Genomic DNA, 16,368 nt, shown 5'->3' on the forward strand with positions numbered 1-16,368 from the left:
GGGCACCCGCCGGTACGGAGGTGCAGACAATGGTTCCTATCCTGCTCGTTCTCCTTCTCGCGGTCCTTCTTTTCGGAGTCGGTTTCGCGGTGAAGGCCCTTTGGTGGATAGCCCTCGCCGTTCTGGTGATCTGGCTGCTGGGCTTCGTCATGCGCGGCACGACGGCAGGCGGCGGGCGCTCCCGCTGGTACAGGTGGTAGACGAGTGACGAGAGGCCGCTCCTATCGCAGGGCGGCAAGCCGGCGGCCGGCCGGGCCCAGTGCCCGCCGGCCGCCGAGCGCGTCGCCCCACGGCCGGGTACCGGCCTGGTCGAGGGCGTCGGCCACGGTCCAGCGCCGCGGTCCCACGTCCGGGTCCATCAGCTGGTCCCAGCTGATGGGGGTGGCCACCGGCGCCCCGGGCCTGGCGCGCACCGAGTAGGGGGCCACCGCCGTCTGCGCGTACCCGTTGCGCTGCACGTCCACGTAGAGGCGGTCGCCGCGGGCCTGTTTGCGCACCGCGGTGGTCAGCCGGTCCGGGTCCCGCGCCGCAAGGGTGTCCGCGACCTCCTGGGCGAAGGAACGCGTTCCGTCGAAGTCCCTGTCGCCCGCAAGCGGGACGATCACATGGAGTCCGCGGGAACCGGTGGTCATCAGTACTGGTGTGAGCCGCAGGTCGTCGAGGAGTTCGCCGAGCTGCCGCGCGGCCCGGCGTACCGTCTCGAAATCCTCCGCCGAGTCTCCCGGGGGGTCGAGGTCGAACACCAGCCGGTCGGGCCGCTCCAGGCGGCCGGTGCGTGACTGCCAGCGGTGGAAGGTGATGCACGCCTGGTCGACGAGGTGCATCAGGGTGGCGGTGTTGTCGCACACCGTGTGGCACACGGTGCCGTCGGCCTTGTCGACCTCGACCCTGTGCACCCAGTCCGGGTAGGTGTCCGGGGTGTTCTTCTGCATGAAGCGGGGGCCGTCGATGCCGTCGGGGTGCCGCTCGAGCATCAGCGGCCGGCCGCGCAGATGGGGCAGCATGTGGGGCGCGATCGCCCGGTAGTAGTCGGCCAGGTCCGCCTTGGTGATCCCGTCGTCGGGGAAGAGCACCTTGCCCGGCCGCTGGATACGGACGGTCCGCCCGCCCGCCCGTACGCTGTGCGTCCGCCGATCGTTCACGGGTGCACCATGGCTTCGGCGACGAGCAGACGCACGGCGGCCGCGATCGATTCGGCGTCGATGCCCGACGTGTGCAGCTGCTCCTTCGGCTCGGCGGAGGCGGGGATGTTGCGCACCCCGAGCCGCACCAGCCGGGGCATGGGGCGGCCGTCGGAGAACGCCTCGGCCACCGCGTCGCCGAGGCCGCCCTCGGTGCGGTGGTCCTCCACGGTCAGCAGACAGCCGGTGTCGTCGGCCGCATGCTGCAGGGTGCCCGCGTCGACCGGCTTGACCGAGTAGAGGTCGACGACGCGCACCGGGATGCCTTCGCGTTCCAACAGGACGGCGGCGGCCAGCGATTCGTGGACGGTCACGCCGGCCGCCACGACGCACACGCGGTCGCGGTGGGAGGAGCGCAGCACCTTGGAGCCGCCGACCGGGAAGTCCTCGTCGGCGCCGTAGAGCACCGGCATGTCGGCGCGGCTCGTACGCAGATAGCTGATGCCCCGCAGGTCGGCCATGGCGGCTACGAGCCGGGCCGTCTGGTTGGCGTCGCACGGGTACAGGACGGTGCTGCCGGGCACGGAGCGGAACATCGCCAGGTCCTCGAGGCCCATCTGGGAGGGCCCGTCCTGTCCGATGGCGACGCCGGCGTGGGAGCCGACGAGGTTCACGGAGGCACGGCTGACCGCCGCCATCCGTACGAAGTCGTGCGCACGGGTGAGGAACGCGGCGAACGACGAGGCGAAGGGCACATAGCCCCGTGCGTACATGCCCACGGCCGCGGCCACCATCTGCTGTTCGGCGATGTAGCACTGGAAATTGCGGCCCGGGTGCTCCTTGGCGAAGTACTCGGTACGGGTCGAGTCGCCCACCTCTGCGTCGAGCGCCACGACGTCCGTGCGTGCGGCACCGAGGGCGGCGAGGGCCTCGCCGTACGCGGTGCGGGTGGCGACCTCGTCGTCGGTCCCGTACACGGGCAGGGTCAGTCCGCCGCTGCGGCGGGCGTGCAGCACGCGGGCCGCGGGCGGCGGCTGGACCTCGATGCGGGCGGTGCGCACGCCGCCGAGCTCCCTGATCGCGTCCTCGGCGTCGGACAGCGGCTTGCCGTGTTTGCCCTCCTGGTCCTGCACGGCGGTCACACCGCGCCCCTTCTCTGTGCGGGCGACGACCGCGGTGGGGCGGCCGACGGTGGCGGCGGCCTCGGAGAGGGCGTCGTCGACGGCCCTGACGTCGTGTCCGTCGATCTCGACAGTGTGCCAGCCGTGCGCCCGCAGCCGGCGGGCGTAGGCGTCCAGGTCCCAGCCGAAGCGGGTGGGCCCGCGCTGGCCGAGCCGGTTCACGTCGAGCAGCAGCGTCAGGTTGTCCAGCCGTTCGTACGACGCGTGCTCGACGGCCTCCCAGACGGAGCCCTCCGCCATCTCGCTGTCGCCGGACAGCACCCACACGCGGTAGGGAATCTGGTCCAGCCGCTTGCCGGCGAGCGCCATGCCGACGCCGACGGGCAGTCCCTGTCCGAGCGATCCGGTGGCGACGTCGACCCAGGGAAGCCGCGGCGTGGGGTGTCCTTCGAGGCGGCTGCCCATCTTGCGGAAGGTGAGCAGTTCCTCCTCGTCGATGGCTCCGGCCGCCAGGTACATCGCGTACAGCAGGGGTGAGGCATGGCCCTTGGAGAGCACGAACCGGTCGTTGCCCGGGTGCTCGGGGCGGGCGAAGTCGTAACGCAGATGGCGGGCCAGCAGCACGGCGCCGAGTTCTGCCGCGGACATGGAGGACGTGGGGTGGCCGGAGCTTGCCGAGTCCGCGGCGCGCACCGCGTCGACGCGCAACTGCTGGGCCAGCTCTGCGAGTTGTTCGTCCTGCATCTCAACTCTCCTTGGAGGGGACGCCCGGGACCCGCGCCAGTTCGGGCGAGGCGGTGTCCAGCGGGACCGATCCCGAACGCACCAGCCCCAGTTGGACCGCCTGCCGCGGCAGCACGGCGTCCAGTACCCAGTCGGCGGCGACGCGCACCCGGTTGCCGGGCATCGCCGCGAGGTGGTAGCCGCGGGTGACGGCGCCCGCGAGCGGTCCGGACAGCGCCACGCCGAAGGGATTCGCCGCGGCCTTGACGCCGCCGAGGTCGACGGCAAACCCGAGGTCGTGGTGGACGTAGGCCTGCGCAACACCGCGGCCGAGCGAGGCGGCGACGTTGTGTCCCGCGGTCCTGCCCTGGCGAGAGGCGTGCTGGGCCGTCATCGGTGTGTACTCCCCCGGGCGGGTGACGTCGGGCACCGCGGCTGCGTCGCCACAGGCGAAGACCTCGGGGTGGCCGGGCACGGTGAGCCTGGAGTCGACGACCAGACGTCCGCGTTCGACAGGCAGCCCCACCTCGGAGACGAACGGGTCGGGTCGCACGCCCACGCACCAGACCAGGGTGCGGGTGGGGATGTCGTCCCCGTCGTCCAGCAGCACCCCGGTCGCGGTGGCCTCCTTGACGGAGGTGTTGGCGCGGACCTCGACGCCCCGTTCGCGCAGTACCCGGTCGGCGGTGTCGGAGAGCCTGCGGTCCAGCTCGGGCAGCACCCGGGCCGCGATGTCCACCAGGATCCAGCGCGGCCGCACTCCGATGTGCCCCACGCGTTGCCGGTCGGCCAGCGCCCGCGTGAACAGCGCGCCCTGGGCGGCCACTTCGGTGCCGGTGTAGCCGGCGCCGACGACGACGAAGGTGCGGCGGGCGGTACGTTCCTCCGCGCTGTCGGCCGAGGCGGAGAGCTCCATCTGGCGGGTCAGGTGGTCCCTCAGGTAGAGGGCCTCCGGCAGCCCGCGGAAGCCGTGCGCATGCTCGGTGATACCGGGCACCGGCAGCAGCTTGTTCACGCTGCCGACCGCCAGGACGAGCCGGTCGTACTCGAGCCGGCCCGCATCGCCCTCGGGTCCCTCGTAGTGCACCTGCCGCCCGGCGAGGTCGACCTGGGTGGCCTGGCCGAGCACCAGGCGGACGCGGGGCAGGGCGCCGGGGAGAGAGACCGTCACCCGGCGTGGTTCGAGGATTCCGGCCGCCACCTGCGGAAGCAGCGGCAGGTAGAGGAAGTAGTCGGTCGGGTTGAGCAGGACGACCTCCGCCTTGTCCCGCAGGTTACGGCTGAGGGTGCGGGCTGCCTGGAAACCGGCGAACCCGGCTCCGACGACCACGACTCGGGAACGGCTCACGATGGGCTCCGTCCGCGAACGGGGATGGATACGAATGTGCACGTCGAGCGGGTCCCGGGTGCCCGTGGCCCCGGTCGTCAAACCCTGGGCCGGGCGCCCGGCCCGTCACTCGTACGTGCGGCGGTTCGGGTCCTCGACGACCGGCGTGGACGGCGGCACGACCACGCGCCTGCGCCGGGCGATGCTGGTGAAGGTGGCGACGCCGATGATGCCGACGGCCATGAGGATCAGGCCCACCACGTCGAGGTTGGCGCCCTGCACCTCCCAGTCGGTCGCGAACGTGAGGATCGCTCCTACGGCGATCAGGATGATGCATCCGCCAAGACCCATGATTCTCACCTGTTTCTGTAGGTCGGAGGGTCCGCTTGCGGGTACCCGCCCGAGGTAGCGCCATGCATGAAGGGCCCCGGGCTGCGGCCCCGGCTGCGGCCCGGATAGGGCACGCCGGGCAATGGATCAAGAGCCCACCGGAGAGGGCAAGGTCACAGCCGTCGGCCCTGCTGTGACTCAGGGTGGTTGCCCTAACATCCAGGCATGACGGTCCTTCCCGATGACGGGTTCTCACTGGCCGCCGAGTTTCCGGATGCGGACCATGAACAGTGGCAGCGCCTGGTCGAAGGCGTGCTGCGCAAGGCAGGCAACGACCCGGCGGGGACGGCGGCGGAGGACGCACTGTCCACGGCCCTGGAGGACGGGATCACCACCCGCCCCCTCTACACGGCCGAGGGCGGTGTGCACGCCGCCGGCTTGCCGGGCTTCGCCCCGTTCACCCGCGGTGGCACGCCGCAGGGCGCTTCGGTGGCCGGCTGGGACGTACGCCAGCGCCATGAGCGGCCGGATGCGGCCCGTACGAACGAGGCGGTCCTGGCGGACCTGGAGAACGGCGCCTCCTCGGTGTGGCTGGCCGTCGGTGACGCCGGCGTGCCCGTCGAAGGCCTGGCCACGGCGCTGGAGGGCGTTCTTCTCGACCTGGCCCCCGTCGTGCTCGACGCGGGCGGCGCCTTCGAGACGGCCGCACGCGAACTGCTCGGCCTGTACGAGAAGCTGGGCGTGGCGCCGGAGGCGGCGCTCGGTCACCTCGGCGCGGACCCGCTGGGCCATGCCGCGCGGACGGGCCGTCACGCCGACATCGAGGCGCGGGCCGCTGCCGCCGCCGAGCTGGCCGCCCTGTGCCACGGGTCGTACCCGGGTCTGCGCGCGGTGAGCGTCGACGCGCTCCCCTACCACGAGGCCGGGGCGACGGCCGCCCAGGAGCTGGGCTGCTCGCTGGCCACCGGCGTCTTCTGGCTGCGTGAGCTGACCGGCGCGGGTCTCGACGCGGCAGCGGCCTGCGGGCAGCTGGAATTCCGGTATGCGGCCACCGCCGACCAGTTCCTGACGATCGCCAAGCTGCGCGCGGCGCGCCGGCTGTGGGCGCGGGTGGCCGAGGTGTGCGGCGTGAGCGGCGCGGCCGGTGCCCAGCGCCAGCACGCGGTGACGTCGACGGTGATGATGACGCGGCGCGACCCGTGGGTGAACATGCTGCGCACCACGGTCGCCTCGCTGGCCGCGGGCGTGGGGGGCGCCGACGCGGTGACCGTGCTTCCCTTCGACCACGCACTGGGCCTGCCGGACGCGTTCGCACGCCGGATCGCCCGCAACACGTCCACGATCCTCATCGAGGAGTCGCATCTGGGCCGGGTCGTCGATCCGGCCGGCGGCTCCTGGTACGTGGAGCGGCTCACGGACGAGCTCGCGCAGGCGGGCTGGGCGTGGTTCCAGGAGATCGAGCGGGCCGGCGGCCAGGTCGCCGCGCTCCGCGACGGCGTGATCGGGGAACGGATCGGCGCGGCCTGGGAGGCCCGCCGCCGGAAGCTGGCCACCCGCCGTGAACCCGTCACCGGTGTCAGCGAGTTCCCGCTGCTCGGGCAGCCCGCGGTGGAGCGCGACCGGGCTCCCGGCCGGCCCTCCGGCGGCCTGCCCCAGGTCCGCCGCGACGAGGCGTTCGAGGCGCTGCGGGCCCGTTCCGACGCGCATCTGGCGGCGACGGGCGCACGCCCCAGGGTGTTCGTCGCGGCGCTCGGCCCCGCGTCCGCGCACACCGCCCGGGCGGGTTTCGTGGCCAACCTCTTCCAGGCCGGCGGCATCCAGCCGGTGCACGACCCGGTGAGCGTCGACGCGGCGTCCGCGGCGGCGGCGTTCACGGCGAGCGGCGCGAAGGTGGCGTGCATCTGCTCCAGTGACGCGCTCTACGCGGAACAGGCCGCCGAGGTGGCCGAGGCCCTGAAGGCGGCCGGCGCACTGCGGGTGTACCTCGCCGGGCGGCCCGGCGAGCAGCGTGAGACATACGAGAGGGCCGGTGTCGACGAGTTCGTCGTCGCCGGCGGTGACGCGGTCGCCGTGCTCACCGGAGCCCTCGACCGGATCGGAGTGGCGTGATGGGCATCCCGGACTTCACGGGGATCGAGCTGGGCCTCGCCGCCGCGGGCACGGCCGACGAGGAGCAGTGGCACGCGGCGCTCGAGGCCGCCACCGGCAAGGAGACCGGTGAGCTGGTGTGGGAGACACCGGAGGGCATTCCGGTGAAACCGCTGTACACGGACCGCGATCTGGCGGGCGTCGACTTCCTTGCGACGTATCCGGGCATCGCGCCGTTCCTGCGCGGCCCGTACCCGACGATGTACGTCAACCAGCCCTGGACGATCCGTCAGTACGCCGGGTTCTCCACGGCCGAGGAGTCGAACGCCTTCTACCGGCGCAATCTCGCGGCCGGTCAGAAGGGCCTGTCCGTCGCCTTCGACCTGCCGACGCACCGGGGCTACGACAGCGACCACCCGAGGGTGACCGGCGACGTCGGCATGGCGGGTGTGGCGATCGACTCGATCTACGACATGCGCCAGCTGTTCGACGGCATCCCGCTGGACCGGATGAGCGTGTCGATGACGATGAACGGCGCGGTGCTTCCGGTACTCGCGCTGTACATCGTGGCCGCGGAGGAGCAGGGCGTACCGGCCGAGAAGCTGGCGGGGACCATCCAGAACGACATCCTCAAGGAGTTCATGGTCCGCAACACCTACATCTATCCGCCCGGCCCCTCGATGCGGATCATCTCGGACATCTTCGCCTTCACCTCGCAGAAGATGCCGCGCTACAACTCGATCTCCATCTCCGGCTACCACATCCAGGAGGCCGGGGCCACGGCCGACCTGGAGCTCGCGTACACGCTGGCCGACGGCCTGGAGTATCTGCGCGCCGGGATCGCGGCGGGCATGGACGTGGACGCGTTCGCGCCCCGGCTGTCGTTCTTCTGGGCGATCGGCATGAACTTCTTCATGGAGGTCGCCAAGCTGCGGGCGGCGCGGCTGCTGTGGGCGAAGCTGGTGAAGCGGTTCGACCCGAAGAACGCCAAGTCGCTGTCGCTGCGCACCCATTCGCAGACATCCGGCTGGTCGCTGACGGCGCAGGACGTCTTCAACAACGTCACCCGCACCTGCGTCGAGGCGATGGCCGCCACCCAGGGGCACACCCAGTCTCTGCACACCAACGCACTCGACGAGGCGCTGGCCCTGCCGACCGACTTCTCGGCCCGGATCGCCCGCAACACCCAGCTGCTGCTGCAGCAGGAGTCGGGCACCTGCCGGGTCATCGACCCGTGGGGAGGCAGCGCGTACGTGGAGAAGCTGACGCACGACCTCGCCCGGCGCGCCTGGCAGCACATCGAGGAGGTCGAGGCGGCGGGCGGCATGGCGAAGGCCATCGACGCCGGCATCCCCAAGCTACGGGTGGAGGAGGCCGCGGCCCGCACCCAGGCTCGTATCGACTCCGGCCGGCAGCCGGTGATCGGCGTGAACAAGTACCGGGTCGAGTCCGACGAGCAGATCGAGGTGCTCAAGGTCGACAACTCCCAGGTGCGTGCCCAGCAGATCGAGAAGCTGCGGCGGCTGCGCGCGGAGCGCGACGAGGCCGCCTGTCAGGACGCGCTGCGCGCCTTGACCGCGGCGGCGGAGGCCGGGCCCGTGCAGGGCGGCGGTCTGGAGGGAAATCTGCTGGCGCTGGCCGTGGACGCGGCCCGTGCCAAGGCGACCGTCGGTGAGATCTCCGATGCCCTGGAGACGGTGTACGGCAGGCACTCCGGCCAGATCCGTACGATCTCCGGTGTGTACAGGAACGAGGCAGGTGTGTCACCCGCGGTGGACGGGACCCGTGCTCTGGTCGGGGAGTTCGAGCAGGCCGAGGGGCGCAGGCCGCGCATCCTCGTCGCCAAGATGGGCCAGGACGGGCACGACCGCGGTCAGAAGGTGATCGCGACCGCGTTCGCCGACCTCGGTTTCGACGTGGACGTCGGCCCGCTGTTCCAGACACCGGCCGAGGTGGCACGGCAGGCGGTCGAGGCGGACGTGCACATAGTCGGCGTCTCCTCGCTGGCCGCCGGGCATCTGACGCTGGTGCCGGCGCTGCGCGAGGAGCTGGCGGCCGAGGGACGCGACGACATCATGATCGTCGTGGGCGGTGTGATCCCGCCGCAGGACGTCCCCGCGCTGCACGAGGCGGGTGCGGCGGCCGTCTTCCCGCCGGGCACGGTCATTCCCGATGCCGCCAGGGACCTGGTCCGGACCCTGGCCGCCTCGCTCGGCCACGAGCTGTAGGCCCATGCCACCGAAGATCGACATTGCCGCGTACGTCAAGGGTGTGCGGGACGGGTCGCGGGCGTACATCGCCCGCGCCGTCACACTGGTGGAGTCCAGCCGCCCCGACCACCGGGCGCTCGCCCAGCAGTTGCTGACGGAGCTGCTGCCGTTCGCCGGTGCGGCAAGAAGGGTCGGCATCAGCGGGGTGCCCGGCGTCGGCAAGTCCACCTTCATCGACGCGCTCGGCTCGATGCTCACCGGGCTCGGGCACCGGGTGGCGGTCCTCGCCGTCGACCCGTCGTCCAGCCGCACCGGCGGCTCCATCCTCGGCGACAAGACCCGGATGGAGCGGCTTGCGGTGGACCCGGCGGCCTTCGTCCGCCCCTCACCCAGCTCGGGGACGCTGGGCGGTGTCGCCAAGGCGACCCGGGAGACCATGGTCGTGATGGAGGCCGCCGGCTACGACGTGGTGCTCGTCGAGACGGTCGGGGTCGGCCAGTCGGAAACCACGGTGGCGGGCATGGTCGACTCGTTCCTGCTGCTCAGTCTCGCCCGCACCGGCGACCAGCTTCAGGGCATCAAGAAGGGCGTGCTGGAGCTGGCCGACGTGATCGCGGTCAACAAGGCGGACGGTCCGCACGAGCGCGACGCCCGCGCGGCCGCACGTGAACTCGCCGGGGCCCTGCGGCTGATGAACCCGGCGGACGCCGCCTGGACCCCGCCGGTGCTGTCGTGCAGTGCCCGGGAGGGCACCGGGCTCGACACGGTGTGGGAGCGGCTGGAGCAGCACCGCGCCGTGCTCTCGGCGGCAGGAGCACTCGACGCCAAGCGCCGCGAGCAACAGATCGAGTGGACGTGGGCGATGGTCCACGACACCCTGCTGGACCGGCTGCGTCGGCACGCCGGCGTACGGGAACTGGCTCCTGCTCTCGAACAGCTGGTCCGGGACGGGGAGTTGACCGCCACGCTCGCGGCCGACAGGATCCTCGACGCCTTCGGGAGCCCGGAGCCACGGTAGCCGGGCGGGCCGGGTGCGAAGGTCCGCCGATTCTCCGCACCCGGCCCGTTCTCCCATCCCATGGCCGCTCGGCCGATCTCCGGGTCCCCGCCTCCCGCCGTCCCAAACCTCACTTCCGTGAACCAGTGCGCCGACGGGTCTTCTGCCGGTGTCACTGCCGGTGCACCGGGGTACTCGGCCCCGGCAGCCGTCCCGAACGGGTCGGTGGGACGACCACTGGAAGGCGAGCAGTGATGGCACAGTTCGTGAGAGAAGTGATGACGGCCGGTGTCGCGGCGGTCCGGCCGGACGCCTCACTCGTCGAGGCGGCCCGGCTCATGCGGGACCTGGACATCGGCGACGTGCTGGTCGCCGACGGCGACCATGTGATCGGCATGCTCACCGACCGGGACATCACCCTCCGCTCCGTGGCCGAGGGCGCCGATCCCGCCGGTGTCAGCGCCGCGTCCGCGTGCACCCCGGATCCCGTGTGCGTGACCCCTGACGATTCGGTGGCCTCGGCCGTGCGACTGATGCGCACGCATGCGGTGCGCCGGCTGCCGGTGGTGGAGGACGATCGCCCGCTGGGGGTGGTGAGCATCGGTGATCTGGCCGCCGCCCAGGATCCCGGCTCGGCGCTGGCGGAGATCAGCCTCGCCGAGAGCAACAACGAAAGGAGCTGATCGAAATGCTGATCGCGTTTCTGACGGCCCCGGAAGGCGTGGAGCAGGTCGAACTCACCAAGCCGTGGAAGGCCGTGACCGACGCCGGTGACAAGCCGCAGCTGGTCTCGACGCGATCCGGCCGGGTGCAGGCCTTCAACCACCTCGACAAGTCCGACACCTTTCCCGTCGACCAGGTGGTCGCGGACGCGTCGGTGGACGAGTTCGCCGCGCTGGTGCTGCCCGGCGGTGTCGCCAATCCCGACGCGCTGCGGATGGACAAGGACGCCGTGGCCTTCGTGAGGGCGTTCTTCGACGCGGGCAAACCGGTGGCGGCGATCTGTCACGCCCCGTGGACGCTGATCGAGGCGGATGTCGTGCGCGGCCGCACCCTGACGTCGTGGCCGAGTCTGCGTACGGACCTGCGCAACGCGGGCGCCGAATGGGTGGACGAACAGGTCCATGTCTGCCAGGGCGCACCCGGCACGCTCATCACCAGCCGCAAGCCGGGCGACCTCGAGGCGTTCTGCGAGGCGTTCACCGCCGAGTTCGCCAAGCTGGCCGGCGTGGGGGCGGGCCGCTGAGCCGTACCGTTCACCACATCTGCGGGAGGGGCCGCCGGGCGGGCGTCGGGAGGGCCCGCCCGGCCCGCGTTCACTGCTGCCGCGTCCGGGCGCCTGAGCGGGTGCGGCCGGACGCCACGGGCCGCTCGGGGTGACGCCGCAGGTACTCCGCCTCCAGGTCCGCCATCCGTACGTTGTGTGCCTCCAGGGCGGCGGCCGAGCCGTAGAGCAGTGTGTCGTGCCGGCTGCGGTGGATGGTCTCCAGTTCCCGCAGCAGATCCTGTTCGCCGAGGTTCGCCGGGTCGACGCCCCTGTGCCGGTGCTCGTTCTCCTTCACGGCGACCGTCCCTTCCTGGTCCTGCTGGTCGTGTGGTGGTTGACCTTGCGGGTACCCGCTCGTGACGCGATACCCGGCCTCCGAGGGAGGAAGTCATGCAGCTCTCGTTTCTCACCCCTCTCTACGAGCGTCCAGGCCCCTGGGCCAGCGTTCATCTCGACACCGGCTGGGAAAACGAGTCCACCACGGCACGGCGCGAGCTCCAGGCCCGCGACGTGTGCGATTCCCTCGCCCGTCAGGGGGCCGACGGCGCGACCGGGCGCGCCGTGTACGACGCCCTGATGTCGCGGCCCGGGCCCACCCACGGGGCGGGCCGCGCCGTGTTCGCCACCGCCGGCCAGGTGGTCCTCGACCCGCCGCTGACCGTGCGCCCGCCCGCTCCCGTCGACGTCCGGTGGTCGGCGCTGCCGCATGTGTCGCCGCTGCTGGAGCTCGCGGCCCAGGAGCCGGTGTGCCTGGTCGCGTACATCGATCGGCTGGGCGCCGACCTGGAGGTGCGCACGCCGCTCGGCAGCCGGGACGCCGGCGAGGCCCGCGGCAGGGACTGGCCGATGCACCGTACCGGGCGGGACGACTGGTCGGAGCGGCACTTCCAGCGGAGCGTCGAGAACACCTGGGAGCAGAACGCCGGCGAGGTGGCCTCCGCGATCGCGGCCTGCGACGAGGATGTGGCCCCCGATCTGATCGTGCTGGCCGGCGATCCGCGCGAGCGCCGGGCCGTGTACGAGAAGCTGCCCCCGCGGCTGCGGCGCCGCGCGGTGGAGTCCGAGCACGGGGGCCGGGCCGAGGGAGCCGCGACCCGGCTGCTCGACGAGGACATCGAGCACGCGCGGCACGAGCACATGCGCCGTACCGCCGGTGAGGAGCTGGACAAGTTCCGCTCCGCCCACGACGCGACCGCCCAGGGCGTGCCCGCACTGCTGTCGGCGGCCCGCGAGCACCGGATCGCCGAGCTGTTCGTACGGCCCGACGGAGCGGACACGCACCGGGAGGTCTGGGTCGGCGGCGAGCCCGACCAGCTGGCCGTACGCCGTACCGAGACGCAGTACCTGGGCGACACGCGCCCGTCGTCGGCCCGCGCCGACGACGCGCTGCTGCGGTCGGCGACGGTGACCGGAGCCGAGGTGCAGAGCCTGCCGGCCGGCGGCGGGGACGACGTCCCGGTCGGCGGCCTGGGCGCGCTGCTGCGCTGGCCGTACGAGGAGATGGAGCGGCGATGACCGGCAAACGGGCCAGGGAGAAGCAACAGCGGGCGGTGCTCCACGCTCTCCTCGACGACCACGGCCGCACCTATGCGGAGGAGGCCGGGATCACGCTACGGGACACCCCGCAGCCGCTGTACCGACTGCTGGTTCTCGCCCATCTGCTGAGCGCCCGTATCCGCGCGTCCGTGGCGCTCGCCGCCGCCCGCGAGTTGAGCGACGCCGGCATGCGCAGCCCGCGGGCGATGCGGGAGGCCACGTGGCAGGACCGCGTCGACGCCCTCGGCCGCGGCGGTTACCGCCGCTACGACGAGCGCACCGCCACGCAGCTGGGCGACGGTGCGGAACTTCTGCTCGAACGCTACGGCGGTGATCTGCGCCGGATGCGGAAGCAGGCCGACGGAAACCTCGACCAACTGCGCGATCTCCTGCGGGAGGTTCCGGGACTCGGCCCCGCCGGAGTGGACATCTTTCTGCGGGAGGTGCAGTCGGTCTGGCCGGAGGCCGGTCCGCTGCTGGACGAGAAGGCCCTCCAGGGTGCCCGTCGGCTGGGGGTCGCCGACGACCCCGGCACGCTGCTGAGACTGGCGGACGACGCCGACCCGGCGCACCTCGCGGCCGCTCTGGTGCGCGCCGCGCTCGACAAGGACCTGGCGGGGTCGGTCAAGGAAAACGCGGCGGCCTGACGGCAGACACCAAGAACGGCACGCATGCCGGACGCGGAGGTCATCCCTCGGCGTCCGGCATGCGTGCCGTGCGGTCACTTGCCCAGCGACCGCTTGAGCTCCGCCTTGTTCATGGACGAGCGGCCGTGCACGCCCCGGCGCTGCGCCTCGGCGTACAGCTGGTCGTACGTCGGGCCTTCCGAGCCACTGTGCGAACGCTTGCCGCCACGGCGCGAGGAGGACATGTCCTGGGTCGAGGTCTTGCTCGCGGTCTTCGACTCGCCCGAGCGGGCGCGTTCCTTGTTGACGGTGCGCGCGGCGATCTCCTTGGCCCGCTTCTCGCTCGTACCGCGCTGCTCCGCCCCTTCCTTGATGTGCTCGTACTGCCGTTCTCTCTTGGGACTCGAACCGCGGGGCATGACCACTCCTTCGTGACCGGGGCTGTGACCGGGACCGTGCCCGGCGGGCGGGAACCGCCCCGTCCACCGTGCGCCGCGCGCCGCCCGGCCGCAATTGCCGCGGCCCCGGGCGCGGCCGATCGGGTAACACGGTGTCCCGCCCTTCAGCCCCGGCGGCCGCGGCCGCCCTTCTGCCGGGCCGTCGCCGCGCGCGTAAAATCTGACCGGGCGCGATCACCCACCGATATGGTCGCCCGGCTGCTCGAGATGGGAGTGGTCCTGATCATGACTGCCCGGGGCCCCGCGTCGGCGAACGGCGGGCAGCGCGAGCCGAGGGCGCTCGTGGTCCGTCTGACAGAGGAGAACACCGCCCTCCGCGAGGAACTCGCCCGGCGTCACCTGACCGATCTGGCCACCGGGATTCTCGCGGCACAGCTGCGCACCTCGCCGTCGGAGGCCGGCGAACATCTCGCCCGTCTCGCCGAGGCCGCGGCCCTGACCCCCGAGGACATCGCCGCGGACATCGTGAACGGTGTGGCCGGAGCGGTCGCCGTCACCGCGCCGACCGGCTCGCACGGCACGGCCGAGGACCTGCACGGGGACGGGCTCTCGCCCAGTGCCGAAGGACGCCGGATGCGCCGGGTCGTCACGGCGGCCGAGGCCGCCGACACTGTGGCCGGCGGCGCGGCCACACTTCTGGAGGGCGGTCTGCGACCCCTGGGCGTGCAGTCGCTGTGGCTTTGGCAGCTGACCGAGTCCGGCTGTCTTCGGCTCGCCGGGCACGCCGGGGTGAGCGCCCTGGAGGCCTCACAATGGCGATGGATCCCGCCGGGCGCTCCCGCGCCGGTCCGTGCGGCCTTCAGCGACGGCAGGCCGGTGTGGCTGCCGACGGGCCCGTCGGCCGGGGAGCTGCTGCCGGGGCCGTCCGACCGAGCGGCCCGTGCCCTGATCCCGCTGCGGCTGCGAGGGCGGGCCATGGGGATCGCACTGGCCGTCTGGCCGGAAAGTGCCGACCTGGACGACCGGCTCCGTGCCGCGGTCGTGGGCCTCGTGGAGGTCGCGGCGAGGGTGCTCGGCGCCGAACCGTCGGCGCCGAGCGAGCAACCCGCGCTCGACGACCTCCTGGACGCGCTGGTCCACCCGGCGATGACCCTGAAGCGCGACCCGCACACGGGGGCCCTGCTCGTCGAGCACGTCAACGGGCCGGCGGGCGAGGCGCTCGGCGGCTCCCAGCGGGCCGTGGGCCGGCCGGTCGAGGCCGCGTTCCCGCTGATCCACGCCGATCTCGACGCCATGTCGCGGCGGGCGCACTACGCGTCGTCGCCCCAGCGGGCCGCCCGGCTGCCCGCGGAGCACGGGACCGGCTCCCGTGGACCGCTGCTGGACCTGCGGGTGCTGCCCGCCGGCGGGGACCGCAGCATCGTGCTGTGGCACACGTACAGCGACCGCCGCACGGCCATGGGGCGCGCCGTCGGAAGACTGCAGGGCCTCGCGCTGTTCGAGGACGACCTGGGCACCGGACGCTCGGCCTGGACGGAGCAGACGTACGCGATCTTCGGGATGAGCCGGGGCTCGGCGCCTGTGCCGCTCACGGAGCTGCGACCGCGTGTGCACCCCGACGACGCGGGCGAGCTGGCCGAACTCCTCACCGACGTGGTCGAGCGGCGCAAGGGCGCCGCCGCCGTCGTACGGGTGGTCCGCCAGGACGGCGGGCTGCGTCATGTCAGGATCGCCGCGGAACCGCTGCTGCACGGGGCCGCCCTTTCCGGGATCACCGGCGTCTACCAGGACATCTCCGCCGAGTACCACACCGAGGTGGCGCTCACGGCGACGTTCGACCAGCTCACGGCCGTGCGGGCGCAGGCGACGCTGCGGCACCGGCTGGTGCTCCAGCTCCAGCAGGCGATCGTGCCCGAGATGCCGTCGCCGGCGCAGCTGCCGGGTCTGAGCGCGGCGGCCCGCTACCGCCCGGCGGCTCAGGAGTACCGGGTGGGCGGCGACTGGTACGACATCCTGCCGCTGCCCCACGGAAAGGTGCTGATGGCCGTCGGCGACATCGCCGGTCACGGCATCGACTCGGCCACCGGCATGGTCGCCCTGCGCAACGCGCTGCGCGGTCTGGCGTTCACCGGTCACTCTCCCGGGCGTCTGATGACCCTGCTCAACGAGGTGACCCTGCATACGGCGGGGCACCCCACGGCGACGGCGCTGTGCGCGATGTACGACCCCGAGGACCGCACCCTGCGCTGGGCGAGCGCGGGTCATCTGCCGATCCTGCTGCTGCGTCGTGGCAAGGCCACGCTGCTGGATCCTCCCCACGACATCCTGCTGGGTGCCACGCACTCGCCCGTCTACGCGGAGGCGACGACGCGACTGGCTCCGGGTGACACGCTCCTGCTGTACACCGACGGCTTGATCGAGCGCCGCCACGACGGCCTCGACGAGGGGCTGGCCGCGCTGCGGCGGACGGCCGAAGACCTCCCGGACTGCGAGGTCGACGAGCAGGTGGACCGGCTGCTGGGCGCGGCCACCGGCGACACCGACGACGACACCAGCCTGATCGCCGTCCGTGTCGGCTGACGCAGCGCAGCGGTCCGCTCCGGCGCCGGCCGCGCACCTCCTCG

At 72.5% G+C, this 16,368-nt stretch carries 15 protein-coding genes; 9 read left to right on the forward strand and 6 right to left on the reverse strand.

Annotated features, from left to right (window positions below; genetic code table 11):
* Positions 1-29: 29 nt before the first annotated feature.
* On the forward strand, positions 30-200 hold the full coding sequence (locus IE198_RS12600) for a hydrophobic protein (RefSeq protein WP_189885835.1): 171 nt from the start codon (positions 30-32) through the stop codon (positions 198-200).
* A gap of 21 nt (positions 201-221) precedes the next feature.
* Here the strand turns inward: IE198_RS12600 and ligD are convergent, their stop codons facing one another.
* The 4 genes from ligD to IE198_RS12620 all read right to left on the reverse strand — a co-directional run bounded on the left by ligD (position 222) and on the right by IE198_RS12620 (position 4,643).
* Complete coding sequence (gene ligD, locus IE198_RS12605; protein WP_189885836.1) at positions 222-1,142, reverse strand: non-homologous end-joining DNA ligase; 921 nt, start codon at positions 1,140-1,142, stop codon at positions 222-224.
* Entirely contained in the window at positions 1,139-2,986 is a 1,848-nt protein-coding gene (locus IE198_RS12610) for a transketolase (protein WP_189885837.1), read from the reverse strand. Before IE198_RS12610 ends, ligD begins: the two co-directional genes overlap by 4 nt.
* Position 2,987: 1 nt before the next feature.
* Positions 2,988-4,313 (reverse strand): NAD(P)/FAD-dependent oxidoreductase, encoded by a 1,326-nt coding sequence (locus IE198_RS12615; RefSeq protein ID WP_189885838.1) that lies wholly within the window; start codon positions 4,311-4,313, stop codon positions 2,988-2,990.
* A gap of 105 nt (positions 4,314-4,418) precedes the next feature.
* Positions 4,419-4,643, reverse strand: a complete 225-nt coding sequence (locus tag IE198_RS12620; protein WP_100105710.1) for a DUF6458 family protein — start codon at positions 4,641-4,643, stop codon at positions 4,419-4,421.
* A gap of 204 nt (positions 4,644-4,847) precedes the next feature.
* Between IE198_RS12620 and IE198_RS12625 the strand changes: the two genes are divergently transcribed.
* From IE198_RS12625 to IE198_RS12645, 5 genes are all read left to right on the forward strand, one after another.
* Entirely contained in the window at positions 4,848-6,731 is a 1,884-nt protein-coding gene (locus IE198_RS12625; protein WP_189885839.1) for a methylmalonyl-CoA mutase family protein, read from the forward strand.
* Complete coding sequence (scpA, locus tag IE198_RS12630; RefSeq protein WP_189885840.1) at positions 6,731-8,938, forward strand: methylmalonyl-CoA mutase; 2,208 nt, start codon at positions 6,731-6,733, stop codon at positions 8,936-8,938. Before IE198_RS12625 ends, scpA begins: the two co-directional genes overlap by 1 nt.
* A 4-nt stretch (positions 8,939-8,942) precedes the next feature.
* Positions 8,943-9,938, forward strand: a complete 996-nt coding sequence (meaB, locus tag IE198_RS12635) for a methylmalonyl Co-A mutase-associated GTPase MeaB (protein ID WP_189885841.1) — start codon at positions 8,943-8,945, stop codon at positions 9,936-9,938.
* A gap of 233 nt (positions 9,939-10,171) precedes the next feature.
* A complete protein-coding gene (locus IE198_RS12640) occupies positions 10,172-10,600 on the forward strand; it encodes a CBS domain-containing protein (RefSeq protein WP_189885842.1) in 429 nt (142 codons plus the stop codon).
* A 5-nt stretch (positions 10,601-10,605) separates the two neighbouring features.
* On the forward strand, positions 10,606-11,163 hold the full coding sequence (locus IE198_RS12645; protein ID WP_189885843.1) for a type 1 glutamine amidotransferase domain-containing protein: 558 nt from the start codon (positions 10,606-10,608) through the stop codon (positions 11,161-11,163).
* A gap of 70 nt (positions 11,164-11,233) precedes the next feature.
* Here IE198_RS12645 and IE198_RS12650 read toward each other — a convergent pair whose 3' ends face one another.
* Complete coding sequence (locus IE198_RS12650; protein WP_189885844.1) at positions 11,234-11,479, reverse strand: DUF6158 family protein; 246 nt, start codon at positions 11,477-11,479, stop codon at positions 11,234-11,236.
* A 95-nt stretch (positions 11,480-11,574) separates the two neighbouring features.
* On the opposite strand from IE198_RS12650, the gene IE198_RS12655 reads away from it, so the two are divergent.
* Entirely contained in the window at positions 11,575-12,699 is a 1,125-nt protein-coding gene (locus tag IE198_RS12655; protein WP_189885845.1) for a baeRF2 domain-containing protein, read from the forward strand.
* Positions 12,696-13,367 (forward strand): HhH-GDP family DNA glycosylase, encoded by a 672-nt coding sequence (locus IE198_RS12660; protein ID WP_189885846.1) that lies wholly within the window; start codon positions 12,696-12,698, stop codon positions 13,365-13,367. The genes IE198_RS12655 and IE198_RS12660 overlap by 4 nt, the downstream gene beginning before the upstream one ends.
* A gap of 74 nt (positions 13,368-13,441) precedes the next feature.
* Here the strand turns inward: IE198_RS12660 and IE198_RS12665 are convergent, their stop codons facing one another.
* Positions 13,442-13,765: a plasmid stabilization protein gene (locus tag IE198_RS12665; protein WP_100105719.1), complete on the reverse strand. Its 324-nt coding sequence runs from the start codon at positions 13,763-13,765 to the stop codon at positions 13,442-13,444.
* 264 nt (positions 13,766-14,029) lie between these two features.
* Here IE198_RS12665 and IE198_RS12670 point away from each other — a divergent pair, with 264 nt between their 5' ends.
* On the forward strand, positions 14,030-16,324 hold the full coding sequence (locus IE198_RS12670; protein ID WP_189885847.1) for a SpoIIE family protein phosphatase: 2,295 nt from the start codon (positions 14,030-14,032) through the stop codon (positions 16,322-16,324).
* Positions 16,325-16,368 lie beyond the last annotated feature (44 nt).

It is taken from the genome of Streptomyces xantholiticus, from assembly GCF_014651015.1.
In the GTDB taxonomy this organism is placed as follows: Bacteria; Actinomycetota; Actinomycetes; order Streptomycetales; family Streptomycetaceae; genus Streptomyces; species Streptomyces xantholiticus.